The following is a 16,853-nucleotide window of genomic DNA, read 5'->3' on the forward strand; positions in this document are numbered from 1 at the left end:
ATTCTTCTTCTTTTCTTCCAGTTATATTTTATAATATTTTTTCTAAAAAGTCCTGTGCTCTTTTTGACTTCGGAGAAAGAAAAAATTCTTCCGGGTGCCCGTCTTCCACGATCGTCCCTTCATCCATAAATAATACGCGGTCTGCGACTTCTTTGGCAAATCCCATTTCGTGCGTTACGATCACCATTGTCATGCCCGTCTGCGCAAGCTCTTTCATCACCTCAAGAACTTCTTTGACCATTTCCGGGTCAAGAGCCGAGGTCGGTTCATCAAACAGCATGATGTCAGGATTCATGGCAAGCGCCCGCGCGATGGCGACCCGCTGCTTCTGTCCGCCTGACAAACGGTTCGGATAGTCGTTCCGTTTGTCAAGCAGTCCGACTTTTTCAAGGAGAGCGCACGCCTTTTCCTCCGCCTCCTTTTTAGACTCTTTCTTCACGCTGACCGGCGCGTATGTGATATTTTCAAGCACCGTTTTATGAGGAAACAAATGAAAATGCTGAAATACCATGCCGATATTTTCCCGCACTTTCAGTTTATTCGTTTTAGCTGCGGTAATTTCGTTTTCTTTAATGGCAATCGTTCCGCCGCTCGGGGTTTCCAGCAGATTTAAGCAGCGCAGAAACGTTGATTTGCCGGAACCTGAAGGGCCGATGACAGCGACGACTTCCCCTTCTTCGATCTGTGTTGAAATGTTTTTCAGTACTTCATGTTTCCCGAATGATTTTGACAGGTTGTCGACCTTAATCATTGGCTTTCAGCTTCCTTTCTACGCCTTTTCCGATGAATGCTAAGATCAAAACGAGCACGTAATAGATTAAGCCCGCCACAATAAGAGGTTCTAAATAGTTGTATGTTGCGGCGCCGGACTGGTAGGCCCGTCTCATAATGTCGCCGAGACCGATAACTGTGACGATCGCCGATTCTTTCGTTAAGGTGATTAATTCGTTAATAATAGCCGGAGAAATGTTTTTAAACGCCTGCGGCAGCAGCAGATCTTTCATCATTTTTCCGTACGGCACGCCGAGAGCGACGGCAGCCTCTTTTTGTCCTTTGTCAATTGCGTTGATTCCCGCTCTGATAATTTCAGAGACGTAAGCGGCTGAATTGAGCGATAATGCGGTGACTGCCGCCCAAAATTGATCGATCTGAAAGCCGAGGAGCTGCGGCATGCCGAAATAGATGATCATCAGCTGCAGCACGAGCGGCGTGCCGCGGAATATCGAAGTATAAAAATCCGCAATCCATTTCAGCGGACTGATCGTGCTGATTTTAAATAAGCTGAGCACGATTCCTAATACAAGACCGATGACCGCTGAAACGAGCACAATTTTCAATGTGACCGCAAGGCCTTCCAATATAAAAGGAATTTGGGGGATTGTCGCTGAGAAATCCAAATTCATACGTGTGATCTCCTTTGTCTTTATTCAAGATAAAAAGCTCAACGAAAAGTTGAGCTTTCTTTTATTTCTCGTTGGTGAACCATTTTTTCTTCAGTTTTTCGATTTCTCCGTTTTTCTCCATTTCTTTCAGCGCTTTGTTAAACTTCGCTGTCAGATCACTGTCTTTGCGGAACGCAATCGCGGAGCCCGATTCGTCTGATTTCGCATCTGCTGACGCAAAGCCCTGCAGATCTTGATTTGAACTGAAATAGCCTTGTGCTACGATGTCTTCGATAATCGCGGCATCAAAACGCCCGGATTTGATCTCTTCGGTTAAATCTGAGATCCGGTTGCGGTCTTCGAGCTGAAAACCGTATTTCGAAGCGAGCTTCTTGCCTTTTTCCTCTTGAATGGAGCCGAGCTGCACACCGACGGTTTTGCCTTTCAGATCATTCAGGGATTTAATGCTGCTTCCCTTTTTCGTAACAATCATATTGTTAGCAGTATAATAAATATCAGAAAAATCAACTTGCTTTTTCCGTTCCGGCGTAGGTGTCATTCCAGATAAAATCATATCTACCTGCTTGGACTTCAAGGCTGTAATCAGGCTGTTGAAGTCCATGTCCTGCACCTCAACGTCATAGCCGGTCTTTTTGCCCAGAGCTTTCGCCAGATCAACGTCAAACCCGGTGATCTGATCGCCGTCTTTATATTCAAATGGTTTATAGTCAGCCGATGTACCCATAATCAGCTTGTTCTTTCCGCCCTCTGATCCTGAATTGCCTGATCCGCAGGCGGACAGCGCAAAGGTGATACATGCGGCAGCTAATACCAACAGCCATTTCTTCATGATTCATTTCCCCCATATCTACTGATCTCTTAAAATTGAATATTTATTCGTTAACTTGTATTTTAAACACTTTTTAAGTGTGATGCAATACTATTTTTGAAAAATATATTTTCCTTTCTGTGTTTATTATAGTCATTGTTTTTCAGATTAGTGACAGTTGAACGCCGATGTATAAATATTTATATTTATACAGATTCCATATAAAAAACCCCCGCAAGCGCTTGGCTCCGGGGTTTTTCTTTCACTTATACTTCTTCACAATATTCTTCAAATGCTTCCTGCAGTTTTGTGACGACGGCCATCGGCTCATGGCCTTCAATTTCATGGCGTTCCACCATTTTCATGATTTTCCCGTCTTTTAAAATGGCAAATGACGGAGAGGACGGCGGATAGCCTTCAAAGTATTCTCTCGCTTTGGCTGTCGCTTCTTTATCCTGTCCGGCAAATACCGTCACAAGCTGATCCGGGCGTTTATCGTAATGTACGGAATGGTACGCGGCAGGCCGTGCAATACCGCCTGCGCATCCGCACACAGAGTTGACCATAACGAGTGTCGTTCCTTTTTTCGAAAGCGCATCGTCCACTTCCTCAGCGGTTTTCAGCTCTGTATACCCCGCGGCCGTGATTTCCTGGCGGGCTTGACGCACGACATCATTCATAAATAAATTAAAATCCATATTCAACTGGGACCTCTCCTTTTTGATCATCTCTTCTTATGATAGCAAGGAACCTCCCTATCGGCAAATGACACCGCTCATAACCAATTGTTTTTTGACCCTTTTATGTTCCCGATGTAAGTTTATGACCTTTTAAAAACGGGAAACTTGTTAAGGAGATTGTCTGAAATAAAGGAGCAGTCGTATGAGCCAACGGAAAGCAGTATTAATTTATAACGGAAACGCCGGTCAAAAACAGATTGATAAAACCCTCGGCACGGTCGTCCCCATTTTGGCCCAGTCAGCTGACGAACTTTTGATTAAACCGACCAAACATCAGGATGATGCCCGTCAGTATTGTGAAAATCTCGACAGTTCAGTTGACCATTTATATATTTTAGGCGGGGACGGCACTGTGCATCAATGCATCAACAGCATCAGCAAGCTTGATCACAGACCCGCTGTCGGCATTTTGCCGGGAGGAACGTGCAACGATTTCTCCCGGGCGCTCGGCATCCCGCAAAACCTTCAAAAGGCCGCTGAAGCGCTCGCGGCCGGACATAAACAGATGATTGACGTCTGTAAAACGGATGACGGCTATTTTCTGAACTTCTGGGGCATCGGATTGATCACCGAAGCATCAAGCCATATTAATGAAACTGAAAAAGCATGGCTTGGTAAAATCAGCTACTTCACGAGCGCCTTGCGGACGATGACAAGCGCGAACCCGTTTCCTGTCAAATTGACGATTGACGGCGAGGTGAAAGAAGACGAAGCCGTAATGGTGCTTGTCATGAACGGGCATTATATCGGGACAAACAGAGTTCCCCTGCCTGATGCCAGCCTCCGGGACGGCTTAGCCGATGTGTTAATCTGCCGTAACACAAGCCTTGCCGCGTTGCGGGAGCTGATGACGATGGAGCAGGGTTCATTTGATGATTTCAAAGGGGAGCTGTCCTATATTCAGGCCTCCAGGATTGAAATCGAAACCGGACGTGAAATGGACGCGGATACAGATGGCGAGGTATACGGAACAACACCTTGTACGATCGAAGTGAAAAAACATCATCTCACTATGCTTGTTCCCGAGGATTCACAATGAAAATAAAAAAACTCCTTTTGCCGCCCGGGCAAAAGGAGTTTTTTTAATAGACTGACGTATGTTCATCAATGTTTTCTAAGATCTCTTTGACGCGTCCGAGGAATCGGCCGCACACGAGCCCGTCGAGCACTCTGTGATCTAAAGACAGGCAAAGATTAACCATATCACGAACGGCGATCATCCCGTTATTCATGACAACCGGACGTTTGACGATAGATTCTACCTGAAGAATCGCCGCCTGCGGATGGTTGATAATGCCCATAGATTGAACTGAGCCGAAAGATCCCGTGTTATTGACGGTAAATGTGCCGCCCTGCATATCTTCCGCGGTAAGTTTTCCGTTTCTCACTTTTTTCGCAAGGTCCGTTATTTCTCTGGCTATGCCTTTAATCGTTTTTTCATCAGCATGCTTAATAACCGGAACAAACAGCGAATCTTCCGTGGCAACGGCAATGGAGATGTTGATGTCTTTCTTTTGGACGATTTTGTCTCCCGCCCACATGCTGTTCATCTGCGGGAACTCTTTGAGAGCCTGCGCCGCCGCTTTTACAAAGAAAGCGAAAAACGTTAAATTAAAGCCTTCTTTTTGTTTAAATGAGTCTTTAATGCTGTTTCTGTACGCCGTCATGTTCGTGACGTCGACTTCCATCATCGTCCAGGCATGCGGAATTTCTGTTTTGCTTTTATGCATATTGGCGGCGATGGCTTTTCTGACGCCTGTAACCGGAATTTCAATATCACCGGCTGACAGAGCGGGTGCCGGTGCTTGTTTTTGCTGTTGTTTCGGCGCTTGTTGCGTTGTTTGAACAGCAGCCGGCGCCGGTGCTTCCGATTTCTGCTTCATTCCCGAATCAATGATCTTTTGAATGTCTTTTCGCGTAATTCTTCCGCCTGCACCCGTTCCTTCAACTTCTTCAAGCTGAATGCCGTGTTCTCCCGCTAATCTGAGCACGGCCGGCGAATAACGCGCTTTATTTGACTGATCTTTACCTTGGAGGTTTGCATCGGTGTCTGAAGGGGTATTCTGCTCTTCTTCCCGCTTCGGCGCCTCTTCGGTTTCCGTTTCTTCTGTTTCAATTTTGCAGATGATCTCGCCGACTGCAAGAGTCTGGCCTTCTTCTCCTACAAGTTCTGTAATCGTACCGGTAAAAGAAGACGGCACCTCCGCGTTCACTTTATCTGTCATGACCTCCGCGATGGGGTCATATTTATTCACTTGATCACCGGGGGATACCAGCCACTTGCTGATCGTCCCTTCCGTCACGCTCTCTCCGAGCTGAGGCATAGCCATTTGTTCAATCGCCATGTCAAAAACCTCCTTACGTCTTTAAAACTCCGCTAATTCTCTCATCGCGGCTTCTGCTTTGTCAGGATTCATCATGAAGTATTTTTCCATTGTCGGCGCATAAGGCATTGCCGGAACGTCAGGACCTGCAAGCCGCTTGATCGGCGCGTCTAAATCAAATAAGCAGTTTTCAGAAATAATGGCGGCGACCTCGCTCATAATACCGCCTTCTTTCGTATCTTCCGTGATCAGCAATACTTTTCCCGTTTTAGACGCGGCTTCAATGATGGCTTCTTTATCTAACGGATAAACCGTACGCAAGTCTAATACGTGCGTGGAAATTCCGTCTTTTTCAAGACGCTCGGCAGCCTGCAGAGCAAAATGGACGCATAATCCGTACGTAATGACAGTAATGTCGCTGCCTTCGCGTTTTACATCCGCCTTTCCGATCGGAAGGACGTAATCATCCGCAGGGACTTCGCCTTTAATCAGGCGGTACGCCCTCTTATGTTCGAAAAACAGCACCGGATCTTCGTCACGGACTGCAGCTTTCAACAGCCCTTTTGCGTCATAAGGAGTTGAAGGCATGACAATTTTAAGGCCCGGCTGGTTGGCAAAAATGGCCTCCACAGATTGGGAATGATACAACGCGCCGTGCACGCCGCCGCCGTAAGGCGCTCTGATGACCATCGGACAGCTCCAATCATTGTTTGAACGGTAGCGTATTTTTGCCGCTTCTGAAATGATTTGGTTGACCGCAGGCAGAATGAAATCGGCAAACTGCATCTCGGCAATCGGACGCATGCCGTACATCGCGGCGCCGATCCCGACACCGGCAATCGCTGATTCAGCAAGCGGCGTATCCATCACGCGCTCTTCTCCGAACTGTTCATAGAGACCCGCCGTTGCTTTAAACACGCCGCCTTTTCTCCCGACGTCTTCCCCGAGAACAAACACGCGCGGATCTCTTTCCATTTCTTCTTTCATTGCTGCATTAATACTGTCAATATAAGACATTACAGACATAAGTATTCCTCCCTACTTCGCATAAACGTGATCAAGCGTTGATTCAGGAGATGCGTATGGCGCTTTCTCCGCTTCGTCTGTCGCTTCGTTTACGATAGCCATGATGTCATCCAGCATGGTCTTTTCTTCTTCTTCACCTAGAAGCCCGGCTTCTTGCAAGTATGCTTTGTATAAAAGAAGCGGATCTTGTTTCTTCGCTTCTTCTACTTCTTCGCGTTCTCTGTAGCTGCTGTCGTCGTCATCACTGGAATGCGGCGTCAAACGGTAGGAAACCGTTTCTATTAATGTAGGGCCTTCGCCTTTAGACGCCCGTTCGCGCGCTTCTTTTACGACTCGGTAAACTTCCAGCAGGTCGTTTCCGTCAACAGTGACTCCCGGCATGCCGTAGCCTGCCGCCCGGTCGGATATTTTCTCGCACGCCACCTGTTTGTCATACGGGACAGAAATGGCATACTTATTGTTTTCACACATGAAAATGACCGGCAGTTTATACACGGCGGCAAAGTTTGCCCCTTCGTGAAAATCCCCCTGGTTGGAAGATCCTTCTCCAAAGGTAACAAAAGAGACGATATCCTTTTTATCCATGCGTCCCGCAAGCGCGATTCCGACCGCATGAGGAACCTGCGTCGTAACAGGGGATGAGCCCGTTACGATTCTGTTTTCCTTTTGCCCGAAGTGGCCCGGCATCTGCCTTCCGCCTGAGTTCGGGTCAGCCGCTTTCGCAAAACCGGACATCATCAAATCCTTTGCAGTCATACCGAATGCAAGCACAACCCCTATATCTCTGTAGTAAGGAAGTACATAGTCGGTATCACGGTTTAAGGCATAGGCCGCGCCTACTTGTGCCGCTTCCTGTCCTTGACATGAAACAACGAACGGAATTTTGCCCGAGCGGTTTAAGAGCCACATTCTTTCGTCGATTTTTCTGGCTAACAGCATGGTTCTATACATTTCAACGGCTTCTTCGTCAGAGAGCCCTAATGCTTGATGGCGGTTTGTAGTCATTCAAACCCCTCCTTCTTTCCTTTTAAAAATGAATCGCGTTTCCGTCTGCGGCTAACGCAGCTTCTCCAATCGCTTCTGACAGCGACGGATGCGGATGTATGGACTGGCCGATTTCCCAAGGCGTCGCATCGAGCACCTTGGCAAGCCCCGCTTCAGAGATCATATCGGTGACGTGCGGGCCGATCATATGAACACCGAGAATATCATCTGTATTCCGATCGGCGACGATTTTGACAAAGCCGTCGCTTTCTCCGTATACAAGAGCCTTTCCGATCGCCATGAACGGAAACTTCCCGATTTTCAGTTCATGCCCTTTTCGAAGAGCTTCCTCTTCTGTCAGACCGACGCTCGCCGCTTCCGGATTTGAATAAATGCATTTCGGCACAAGAGCGGCATCAAGCGGAGCCGGATTAAGACCCGCCATATGCTCAACGGCAATGATGCCTTCACGGGAGGCCACATGCGCAAGCTGCAGCCCGCCGACAACATCACCGATCGCATAAATGTGCGATTCCTTCGTCTGCCCGGCTTCGTTCACGATGATAGAACCGTTTTCCGCTTCAATGTCCGTGTTTTCAAGGCCGATCCCTTCAATGTTCGGCTGGCGGCCGATGGAAACAAGCATTTGTTCCGCGTGATACGTTTCTTTTTTTCCATTCTTTTCAGCGGCAATTGAAACGCCGTCCGCTTTTTCCAATGTATCCGGAAGCACTTTCGCACCCGTCACGATTTTAATTCCTTTTTTCGTTAACAGTTTTTCCATCTCGCTTGAAATATCACGGTCTTCAGTCGGCAAAATGCGGTCCGCATATTCAATCACAGTGATATTGACGCCGAAATCGTTCAGCATGGATGCCCATTCAATTCCGATGACACCGCCGCCGACGATCATCATGGATTGGGGCAGACGTTCAAGCTCTAACGCTTCATCTGATGTCAGAATATATGTACCGTCTGCTTCTAAACCCGGCAGCATTTTCGGCCTTGAACCGGTTGCGATAATCAATTGTTTCGGTATCAGCATGTCGTTTTCTTCACCATTTGCGTATTCGACGGAAACTGTACCGGGAAGAGGTGAGAAGATGGAAGGGCCGAGCATACGTCCGTACCCGTTGAATACATCAATCTTCCCCTTTTTCATCAAGTGGGCGACACCGCCGGCCAGCCGGTCAACGATTCCCTGCTTTCGTTTTTGCACGCTGTCAAAGCGGAGGGAGACACCTTCCGTTTCAATGCCGAATGCTGCCGCTTCCTTTGCGGTTCGGTACACTTCCGCGCTTCTTAACAGCGCTTTACTCGGAATACATCCTTTATGCAGGCATGTTCCGCCGAGCTTTTCTTTTTCTACAACGGCCGTTTTTAAGCCGAGCTGGGCCGCTCTGATGGCGGCTACATAACCGCCTGTGCCGCCGCCCAGAATGACCACATCATACTCAGTCGCCATTTGTTTTCACTCCTTCGCCGATCTGATATTGCTTTGACTGCTCCTCACCGGCTAAAACCCGAAGCGCGCCTTGCGCGAGAGATTGCAGTTCATTTTCTCCCGGGTACACCAGTACATCCGAAATCCAATCTATGTACGATCTGATAGCGGATACGAAACTTTTCCCGTACGCCAATCCGCCCGTCAGGACGATAATGTCTACTTTTCCTTTTAAAACGGCGCTTGCCGCCCCGATTTCTTTTGCTACTTGATAAGCCATGGCGTCATAAATGAGACGCGCGTTTTCATCTCCGGCCTGAATGCGTTTTTCCACTTTGACCGCGTCCGTTGTCCCCAGGTAGCCGGAGAGTCCGCCCGTGCCGACAAGTTTTTTCATCATATCGGCTTTTGAATACTTGCCGGAAAAACACATTTCCACCAAATCACCCGCCGGAACGGTTCCCGCGCGCTCCGGGCTGAAGGGGCCTTCTCCGTGAAGCCCGTTGTTGACATCTGTCACCCGTCCGCAATCATGGACACCGACTGTGGTGCCGCCGCCCATATGAGTGACGATCATCTTCATCTGTTCATACCGTTTGCCGAGGGATGCCGCCGCCTGACGGGCAACAGCTTTTTGGTTCAAAGCATGGAAAATGCTTTTCCGCTTGATTTCAGGCATTCCTGATACTTTAGCGAGCGGAGTCATCTCATCCACCACGACCGGATCGACGATATACGCGGGAATATTTAATCCGTCAGCTATTTCCCTGGCAATAATTCCGCCCAGATTAGAAGCATGCTGGCCGTTGTAGCCGTTTTTCAAATCAGTGATCATGGCGTCATTCACTTCATATGTGCCGCCCTCAATCGGTCTGAGCAGGCCGCCTCTGGCACAAACGGCATCGAACTTTGAAATGTTGATGCCCTGTTCGTGCAAAGACTCAAGAATGCTTATTTTTCGAAATTCGTATTGGTCGATAATACTGTTAAATGTTTTCAGCTCTTCTTCGGGATGCCGCAGCGTCTTTTCAAAGATACAGCGTTCATTGTGAAAGACACCGATTTTCGTTGATGTTGAGCCTGGATTCAGAATGAGAATGCGTTTTTCCTTTTCGAACATTTTCATACCTCCAGATCAAATTTCTATCTTCTGCTTAATATACTTTGGCCGTTTTGCAGAAACTGGCTTCTTGAACGGCGCATGCGCTCAATTCGTTCCTCAGCCAAACGGTCAGCCGCTAAGTATGTCGGAATGCCGTCACGCGCGGAAATATCGAGCACCCGCTCAATGTTTGCATAGATGCCCTCAACCTTCTTCAAAGCCCGCTCAGCATTGTAGCCGTAAAGCTCATCGGCTACATTGATGACGCCGCCTGCATTGATGACATAATCCGGAGCGTACACGATTCCCATTTCATGAATGGTATCGCCGTGACGTGTTTCTTTCAGCTGGTTATTGGCCGCTCCCGCAATGACTTTCGCCTTCAGCTGTTTAATCGTGTCATCGTTAATGACGGCGCCGAGAGCACATGGGGCATAAATATCGCACGCCTGTGAGTAAATGTCGTCGGGATCAACTGCGCGGGCGCCGAAGTCCTCAACAGCACGTTTAACAGATTCTTTATTGATATCCGTTACGATTAAAGAAGCGCCTTCTTCGTGAAGGTGGCGGCATAGATTATAAGCCACATTTCCCACGCCTTGCACGGCAATTGTTTTACCTTCCAGTGAATCAGTGCCAAACGCCGCTTTCGCTGCGGCTTTCATCCCTTTATAGACGCCGTACGCCGTAACCGGGGACGGATTTCCTGATGAACCGAATGCCGGAGAAATTCCGGTTACATAGTCTGTTTCATCATGAATGATGTCCATATCTTCCACGGTGGTGCCGACGTCTTCCGCCGTAATATACCTTCCGTTTAAGCCTTGGATGTACCGGCCGAACGCGCGGAACATTTCTTCATTTTTATCTTTGCGCGGGTCTCCGATAATAACGGTTTTCCCGCCGCCTAAGTTTAAACCGGCAGCCGCATTTTTATAAGTCATGCCTTTTGCGAGTCTTAGTGCATCTTCAATCGCCGCTTCTTCACTGTCATATGTCCACATTCTTGTTCCGCCGAGTGCAGGGCCGAGCGTCGTATCATGAATCGCGATGATCGCTTTTAATCCGGATTGTTCATCTTGGCAGAATACCAATTGTTCGTAATCATAAGTCTCCATATATTTAAAAATTTCCATAGGTTCGTTCCTCCTACTGTTCTTGTGATGCGCAAATCGCAAGCGCAATTGAATACAGTTTATTTTCTGCGGTATCCGCTCTGCTCGTTAATGCGATCGGCGCTTTTGCACCGGCGATGACGGCAGCAACATTTGCTTTCGCAAAATAAATCATTGACTTATAAAGCATATTTCCGGCCTCGATTGAAGGAACCAAGAGAATATCCGCCTGGCCCGCTACGCTTCCGGAAATCCCTTTTTGCAGCGCAGCCGCTTGGGATACGGCATTATCCAAAGCAAGCGGTCCGTCCGCAATGCAGCCGGTAATCTGTCCTCTGTTGCACATCTGGACGATCGCAGCCGCGTTCAGCGTCGCCTCCATTTTCGGATTAACCGTTTCAATAGCGGCAAGGACTGCGGCTTTCGGCATAGGGTTCCCTACTGAATGTGCGACATGAACCGCATTTTGCAGAATATGCCCGAGCTCTTCAAGAGACGGGGCAATGTTCAGCGCTGAATCAGTCACATACATCAGCCGGTCATAGTCCGGCACCTCAAAAACGGCTACATGTGATAACACCCTTTTTGAACGAAGCCCTTCATGGCGGTTTAAAACCGATTTCAGAAGAGTTGAGCTCGGGAGATTCCCTTTCATTAAAATGTCCGCCTCTTGTTCACGCACTGCGCGCACTGCTTTTGCCGCAGATTCTTCGGGTGAATCGGCGTGGATGATTTCAGCATTGAACTTCGGCTCATTTGCCAGAAGCTCTTTCAGCTTTCCGCTGTCACCCGTCAGTAAAAATCGTGCCGACAAGTGTTCTGCCGCCATTTTGACGGCCTGGATCACTTCTTTATCTGCTGCGTGGGCCACTGCAATGGTTTTTGCGTTTTTTGCCGCGGCTTTTTCAACTAGGTCTCTCAGCTTCATTTTGTACCACCTTCCTTGTGCGAATCCGCTTTTAACAATGCAAGTTCCGTGCCAAATATGCGGGAGGGTTTATTCCGGCTTTTTTCAAGAAAACATGCAGCTGTTTGCGCTTTCTCTGCAATTTATTGCATGCCGTCATTTGCAAGGCCGTACTTGTCCATTTTGTAGTACAGATTCCGAATGCTGACACCAAGCGCTTTTGCCGTTTTGGTTCGGTTGAATTTATGCTTTTCAAGCGTTTTTTGAATGACGTGTGCTTCAAATTTTTCAACAGCCTGAGACAGCTTTTCCCCTTCCACATCCGGAAAATCACTTTGGGTGCCGTTTTTTTCATTCAGCTCTGATTCAAAAACAGGCAGATGCTGCTGTTCGATCCGTTCCATGTGCGGCTCTAAAAATATCATTGCCCGTCCGAGAACATTTTCAAGCTCCCGGACGTTTCCCGGCCAGCTGTAGGCTGATAAAGCACGCAGCGCGTTCGGCGCGAGCCCCTTTACATTGCGGCCGTAATCCTGATTGATTTTTTCAATGAGCCGAATGCTCAGCGCTTCAATATCTTCTTTGCGCTGCCGAAGCGGCGGGATTGAGATCGGATAGCGGTTAATCCGGTAATACAGGTCTTCACGGAACGCGCCTTCGGCCATGGCCTTTTCGATGTTGACGTTTGTCGCTGCGATAATTCTGACATTGACAGAAATCGCTTTAGCGCCGCCGACTCTGATAATTTCTTTTTCCTGCAGAACTCTGAGCAGCTTTGCCTGGGTGCTTTGGGTCAGCTCTCCGATTTCATCTAAGAAAATGCTGCCGTTATTCGCTTCCTCAAAAAGTCCTTTTTTGCCCCCGCGCCTCGCGCCCGTAAACGCGCCTTCCTCATAGCCGAAAAGCTCGGATTCTAGCAGGGATTCAGAAAGGGCCGCACAATTGACCCGGATGAATTTATTGTATTTTCGGTCGCTTTCATTATGGATGGCGTGGGCGAAAAGTTCTTTTCCTGTGCCGGATTCTCCCCGCAGCAGAATCGTCGCCGGCGTTTTCGCCCCGAGCTTCGCCTGTTCAAGGGCGACCAGCATTTGTTCACTCGTGCCGATAATGTCATCAAACGTGTATTTCGCTTCAAGCGTGCGGATGATCTGGCGCGCCCGATTCAGCTCAGCAGTCAGCGTTTTAATTTCTGACACATCGTGAATGACGCCGACGCTGCCTTTTAAAATACCGTCCACAATAACAGGGGCAACATTTACGATGACATCCTTTTTATTGGGGCCGACCTTCATCCTCACACCCCGCACGGGCCGCCTTGTCCCCAATACTTTCAGGTGCATGCTTTCCCCTTCTGAGATATCGGTGGAAGCGGGTTTTCCGATGACTTCGCTTTCTGACAGCCCGGTCATTTTTGTATACGCTTTGTTGATTAACATTCCGATGCCGTTTTCATCAACGACGGAAATGGCCTCGTCTGAGGATTGAATAATCGCTTCAAGCATGGTGCGGATTTGTTTTAAGTTCGTGACCTCTTCCGCCAGTTCAACTGCATCGGTGATGTCTTTAAACACGCATAACGCGCCGAGAAGTTTTCCGCCTTCATCAATGATCGGCAGTCTTGTCGTGACAATCTGCAGGTGCTTTCCGAGAAGCTGCTTCTGGTTATATTCCGGCTCTCTCGTTTCCAGAATCCGCGGCAGCTTTGTGTTCGGCACTACGTCTTTAATTTGGCGGCCGATGACATCCTCCCGTTTTTGGCCGACCATTTTTTCTGCCATCTGATTAAATAAAATGATCGTTTCGTTGACGTCTATAAAAATCATGCCGTCGTGCGTTGAATTAAAAATCCGGTCATGCTTATACGTCTGCGACTTGAGCATTTGGATAAGCTGCTGTTTTTCCTCCATCAGCTGAAACACCATGTACGCCAATTTTCCCGGCATGACGATGGTTTGTTCTTTTTTCTCATGGAGCAGCTCATCCATGACCGCTTTATCGCCTGTTGTATGGATGATAATATCTATATCTTCGGTTATGTAAGGTTTCCAATCTGATGAGGTTGCAATTCCATATTTCCGGGCTTCTTGCAGCCCTTGCACCTCCGGATCTTGATCAACCACCGCAATAATCCGGATCAGCTTTGTTTTCATCAAAATCTGTAGGAGCGCCGTGCCTCCTTTACCAGCACCTATAATCAGCACCTTCTGCATCCCGATACCCCTTTATATGAAAAAATTTGCACACCTGTATTTTCCGTTGCAATAATTTGCACAACCCCTATGTTACCACGTTTTGATCTCTTGACAAAATATTTTTTCGATTGGACAATAAAGGAAAACATATCGTAAAGGGGTTTTCTGAATATGAGCCGGCTTGTTGCGCTTTTGATTCTGGTCCTCCCCGGCGCTGTCGCGGCGCTCGGCATTAAGCTGATGAGAGATGCATTATTCGGGCATGTGTTTTCCCCGTTTCCGTCCCTTTTTCTTCAGGGGGCGGCCGGATTGGCGTTTTTTTTGTTCGGCCTTTATGTTCTGGCCGGGTTTATTTTGTACAGAGATCGGAAACGCAATCAAGTCAGCCCGCGGTTCAGGAAAAAAAAGCTGTAAAAAAAGCCCTTGCAAAAAAAAGGGCTTTTTCAGTCGTCCGGCAGTATCGTTTTGGCAATGGATTGATCCAGTTCTTCATAGTCATCGTAAGCGATCGTTTCATATAATTCTTTTCTCGTCTGCATATCTGAAAGCCCCTCTTTTTGCGAGCCTTCTTCTTTCAGAAGGCGGAAAATACGCTCAAAAGCCTTGGCCGCCGTTCTGAGTGACGTGACCGGGTAAATGACCATCTGACAGCCCATATCGGAAAATTTATCAGCACTGTAATACGGCGTTTTTCCGAATTCAGTCATGTTTGCGAGAATCGGCACACTGATTTGTTTGGAAAACGCTCTGAATTCACTTTCGGATTGGAGCGCTTCTGGAAAAACAGCGTCAGCACCCGCTTTTATATAAGCGGACGCCCTTGTTAATGCCCCCTCCAGCCCTTCCTGCTGTCTGGCGTCTGTTCTCGCAACAACAAGAAGGGTCGGCGCGGCCCGCTTGACCGCTTGGATTTTTTGCGCCATTTCTTCAATCGGCACGAGCTGCTTCCCATTCAGATGTCCGCATTTTTTCGGCAGGCGCTGATCCTCCATCTGGACGGCGGCCGCGCGCGCTTCATACATTTCTTTCGCCGTCCGGGCGGCATTCAGCACTCCTCCGAAACCCGTGTCAATATCGACAAGGACGGGCAGATCAGACGAGCGGACCAGATCTTTAACCCGTTCAGCCATTTCCGCCGACGTGATGATCCCTAAATCGGGCAGCCCTCTGCTCGCCGTGTAAGCCGCGCCTGATAAATAAAGAGCCGAAAACCCCGTTTTCTTAGCGATAAGAGCGGCCATCGCATCGTGAGCGCCGGGGATCTGCAATAGATCCGGCGCTGCCATCAGCGTACGGAACCGCTCTGCAAGCTCCTCTTGAGACGACTGCTCGCTGACGATCCACGTCATGTTTGTCACCCTCCTATTTTATACGAGAAATAAGTCCATAAATTCACTAACGCTGAGCTTCTGCATTCGGCCGCTATGTTCGCAGGCCTCTTCGATTTTTCGCTGCTGCTTCAATGAAAAATGAGTGCTGATGTTTGCTGAAAACTTGGCAAGAATCTTCGGAACGGCTTCTTTTCTGCGGAACCGGTGTCCGAGCGGGTATTCACATTCAATCCGTCCCGTAGCCGTGCCGTCTGTAAAATGCACCTGTACGGCATTTGATATGGATCGCTTATTCGGGTCTAAGTAATCTTTTGAGTACGCTTTGTGTTCCGTCACCTCCATTTTGCTCCGCAATGTATCAATTCGCGGGTCAGACGCCGTTTCCTCTTCATAATGATCCGCCGTGATATCTCCGAAAAGCAGCCCGATTGCCGTAATATACTGGAGGCAGTGATCCCGGTCAGCCGGATTGTGAAGCGGCCCTTTTTTATCGATAATCCGGATTGCCGACTCATGGGTCATAATCGTGATCCTATCAATGTCTTCAATGCGGTCTTTCACCTCCGGATGAAGCCGGACCGCGCATTCCGCCGCTGTCTGGGCGTGAAATTCAGCCGGGTAGGATACTTTAAATAAAACATTCTCCATCACATAGGACCCAAGCGGGCGGGCAAGCTTCATTTCCTGCCGGTTAAACAGTACGTCTTGAAATCCCCACCCAGATGCAGTCAGGGCCGTCGGGTACCCCATTTCACCTTTTTGCGCCATAAGGGCCAAATATACGCCTCTGCTCGTCGCGTCGCCGGCCGCCCATGATTTGCGTGATCCGGTGTTCGGCGCATGACGATACGTTCTGAGGCTTGAATTATCAATCCAAGCGTGAGATACGGCGTTATTGATTTCCTCTCTTGATCCGCCCAGCATTTGCGCGCAAACAGCCGCAGTCGCCACTTTCACAAACAGCACATGGTCAAGCCCCACTCTGTTTAAGCTGTTTTCCAAAGCGAGAATCCCTTGAATTTCGTGCGCTTTGATCATTGCGCAAAGCACATCGCGCACGGTAAGCGGTTCTTTCCCTTCTGAAATCCGCACTCTGGATATATAATCCGCACAAGCTAATATGCCTCCGAGATTGTCAGACGGATGACCCCATTCCGCAGCAAGCCACGTATCATTATAATCGAGCCACCTGTTGATACAGCCGATATTAAAAGCAGCCGTGACCGGGTCTAAAACAAAAGGCGTGCCCGGGACTCTGCTGCCGTTGGGCACGGAGGTTCCCGGGACAATCGGGCCGAGCAGCTTTGTACATTCGGGATAGCTGAGCGCCAAAATTCCGCAGCCTATCGTATCAAGAAGCACATGTCCTGCCGTAGTGAATGCTTCTGAACTGTCAATCTCCTGATGGAGCACGTAGTCAGAAATCTCTTCGATTACAGCGTCCATTCGGCGGGGTTCTGTCATGTTTTCATCT

General features: G+C 48.5%; 16 protein-coding genes. 2 read left to right on the forward strand and 14 right to left on the reverse strand.

From position 1 onward, the window contains the following. Positions 1-28: 28 nt before the first annotated feature. The 4 genes from U2H13_RS11790 to brxB form a co-directional block, all read right to left on the reverse strand. Positions 29-751, reverse strand: coding sequence for an amino acid ABC transporter ATP-binding protein (locus U2H13_RS11790; RefSeq protein WP_094296026.1), 723 nt, complete (start codon positions 749-751; stop codon positions 29-31). Next, positions 744-1,403 carry an amino acid ABC transporter permease gene (locus U2H13_RS11795; protein WP_003153227.1) on the reverse strand — a complete coding sequence of 220 codons (660 nt, stop codon included), beginning with the start codon at positions 1,401-1,403 and terminating at the stop codon, positions 744-746. The genes U2H13_RS11790 and U2H13_RS11795 overlap by 8 nt, the downstream gene beginning before the upstream one ends. 61 nt (positions 1,404-1,464) lie before the next feature. Beyond that, the gene (locus U2H13_RS11800) at positions 1,465-2,232 is read right to left on the reverse strand and encodes a transporter substrate-binding domain-containing protein (RefSeq protein WP_015240174.1); all 768 of its coding nucleotides are present in this window, start codon (positions 2,230-2,232) and stop codon (positions 1,465-1,467) included. A gap of 245 nt (positions 2,233-2,477) precedes the next feature. Further along, entirely contained in the window at positions 2,478-2,915 is a 438-nt protein-coding gene (gene brxB / locus U2H13_RS11805; RefSeq protein WP_015417784.1) for a bacilliredoxin BrxB, read from the reverse strand. Between the two features lie 178 nt (positions 2,916-3,093). Here brxB and U2H13_RS11810 point away from each other — a divergent pair, with 178 nt between their 5' ends. Continuing rightward, positions 3,094-3,990, forward strand: coding sequence for a YegS/Rv2252/BmrU family lipid kinase (locus tag U2H13_RS11810; RefSeq protein ID WP_022552989.1), 897 nt, complete (start codon positions 3,094-3,096; stop codon positions 3,988-3,990). 43 nt (positions 3,991-4,033) lie between these two features. On the opposite strand, the gene U2H13_RS11815 is transcribed toward U2H13_RS11810, so the two are convergent. From U2H13_RS11815 to U2H13_RS11850, 8 genes are all read right to left on the reverse strand, one after another. Continuing rightward, the gene (locus tag U2H13_RS11815) at positions 4,034-5,296 is read right to left on the reverse strand and encodes a dihydrolipoamide acetyltransferase family protein (RefSeq protein ID WP_128496714.1); all 1,263 of its coding nucleotides are present in this window, start codon (positions 5,294-5,296) and stop codon (positions 4,034-4,036) included. Positions 5,297-5,317: 21 nt separating this feature from the next. Continuing rightward, complete coding sequence (bfmBAB, locus tag U2H13_RS11820; RefSeq protein WP_014418335.1) at positions 5,318-6,301, reverse strand: 3-methyl-2-oxobutanoate dehydrogenase subunit beta; 984 nt, start codon at positions 6,299-6,301, stop codon at positions 5,318-5,320. 12 nt (positions 6,302-6,313) lie between these two features. Beyond that, positions 6,314-7,306, reverse strand: coding sequence for a thiamine pyrophosphate-dependent dehydrogenase E1 component subunit alpha (locus U2H13_RS11825; protein WP_032874085.1), 993 nt, complete (start codon positions 7,304-7,306; stop codon positions 6,314-6,316). 22 nt (positions 7,307-7,328) lie between these two features. Next, the gene (gene lpdA / locus U2H13_RS11830; RefSeq protein WP_014418337.1) at positions 7,329-8,750 is read right to left on the reverse strand and encodes a dihydrolipoyl dehydrogenase; all 1,422 of its coding nucleotides are present in this window, start codon (positions 8,748-8,750) and stop codon (positions 7,329-7,331) included. Further along, positions 8,740-9,855, reverse strand: coding sequence for a butyrate kinase (gene buk, locus U2H13_RS11835; protein WP_014721483.1), 1,116 nt, complete (start codon positions 9,853-9,855; stop codon positions 8,740-8,742). Before buk ends, lpdA begins: the two co-directional genes overlap by 11 nt. Before the next feature lie 17 nt (positions 9,856-9,872). Next, a complete protein-coding gene (bcd, locus tag U2H13_RS11840) occupies positions 9,873-10,967 on the reverse strand; it encodes a branched-chain amino acid dehydrogenase (protein WP_007612452.1) in 1,095 nt (364 codons plus the stop codon). A gap of 13 nt (positions 10,968-10,980) precedes the next feature. Next, entirely contained in the window at positions 10,981-11,874 is an 894-nt protein-coding gene (gene yqiS / locus U2H13_RS11845) for a phosphate butyryltransferase (RefSeq protein ID WP_014418338.1), read from the reverse strand. A 122-nt stretch (positions 11,875-11,996) separates the two neighbouring features. Further along, positions 11,997-14,066, reverse strand: a complete 2,070-nt coding sequence (locus U2H13_RS11850; protein WP_376700476.1) for a sigma 54-interacting transcriptional regulator — start codon at positions 14,064-14,066, stop codon at positions 11,997-11,999. Positions 14,067-14,219: 153 nt separating this feature from the next. On the opposite strand from U2H13_RS11850, the gene U2H13_RS11855 reads away from it, so the two are divergent. Beyond that, on the forward strand, positions 14,220-14,462 hold the full coding sequence (locus U2H13_RS11855; RefSeq protein ID WP_014418340.1) for a DUF2627 domain-containing protein: 243 nt from the start codon (positions 14,220-14,222) through the stop codon (positions 14,460-14,462). 29 nt (positions 14,463-14,491) lie between these two features. On the opposite strand, the gene prpB is transcribed toward U2H13_RS11855, so the two are convergent. Then, positions 14,492-15,397, reverse strand: coding sequence for a methylisocitrate lyase (prpB, locus tag U2H13_RS11860; protein ID WP_154817557.1), 906 nt, complete (start codon positions 15,395-15,397; stop codon positions 14,492-14,494). Between the two features lie 18 nt (positions 15,398-15,415). Continuing rightward, positions 15,416-16,843 (reverse strand): bifunctional 2-methylcitrate dehydratase/aconitate hydratase, encoded by a 1,428-nt coding sequence (locus tag U2H13_RS11865; RefSeq protein WP_162495990.1) that lies wholly within the window; start codon positions 16,841-16,843, stop codon positions 15,416-15,418. Positions 16,844-16,853 lie beyond the last annotated feature (10 nt).

Source organism: Bacillus sp. A1 (genome assembly GCF_042296235.1).
GTDB lineage: Bacteria > Bacillota > Bacilli > Bacillales > Bacillaceae > Bacillus > Bacillus velezensis.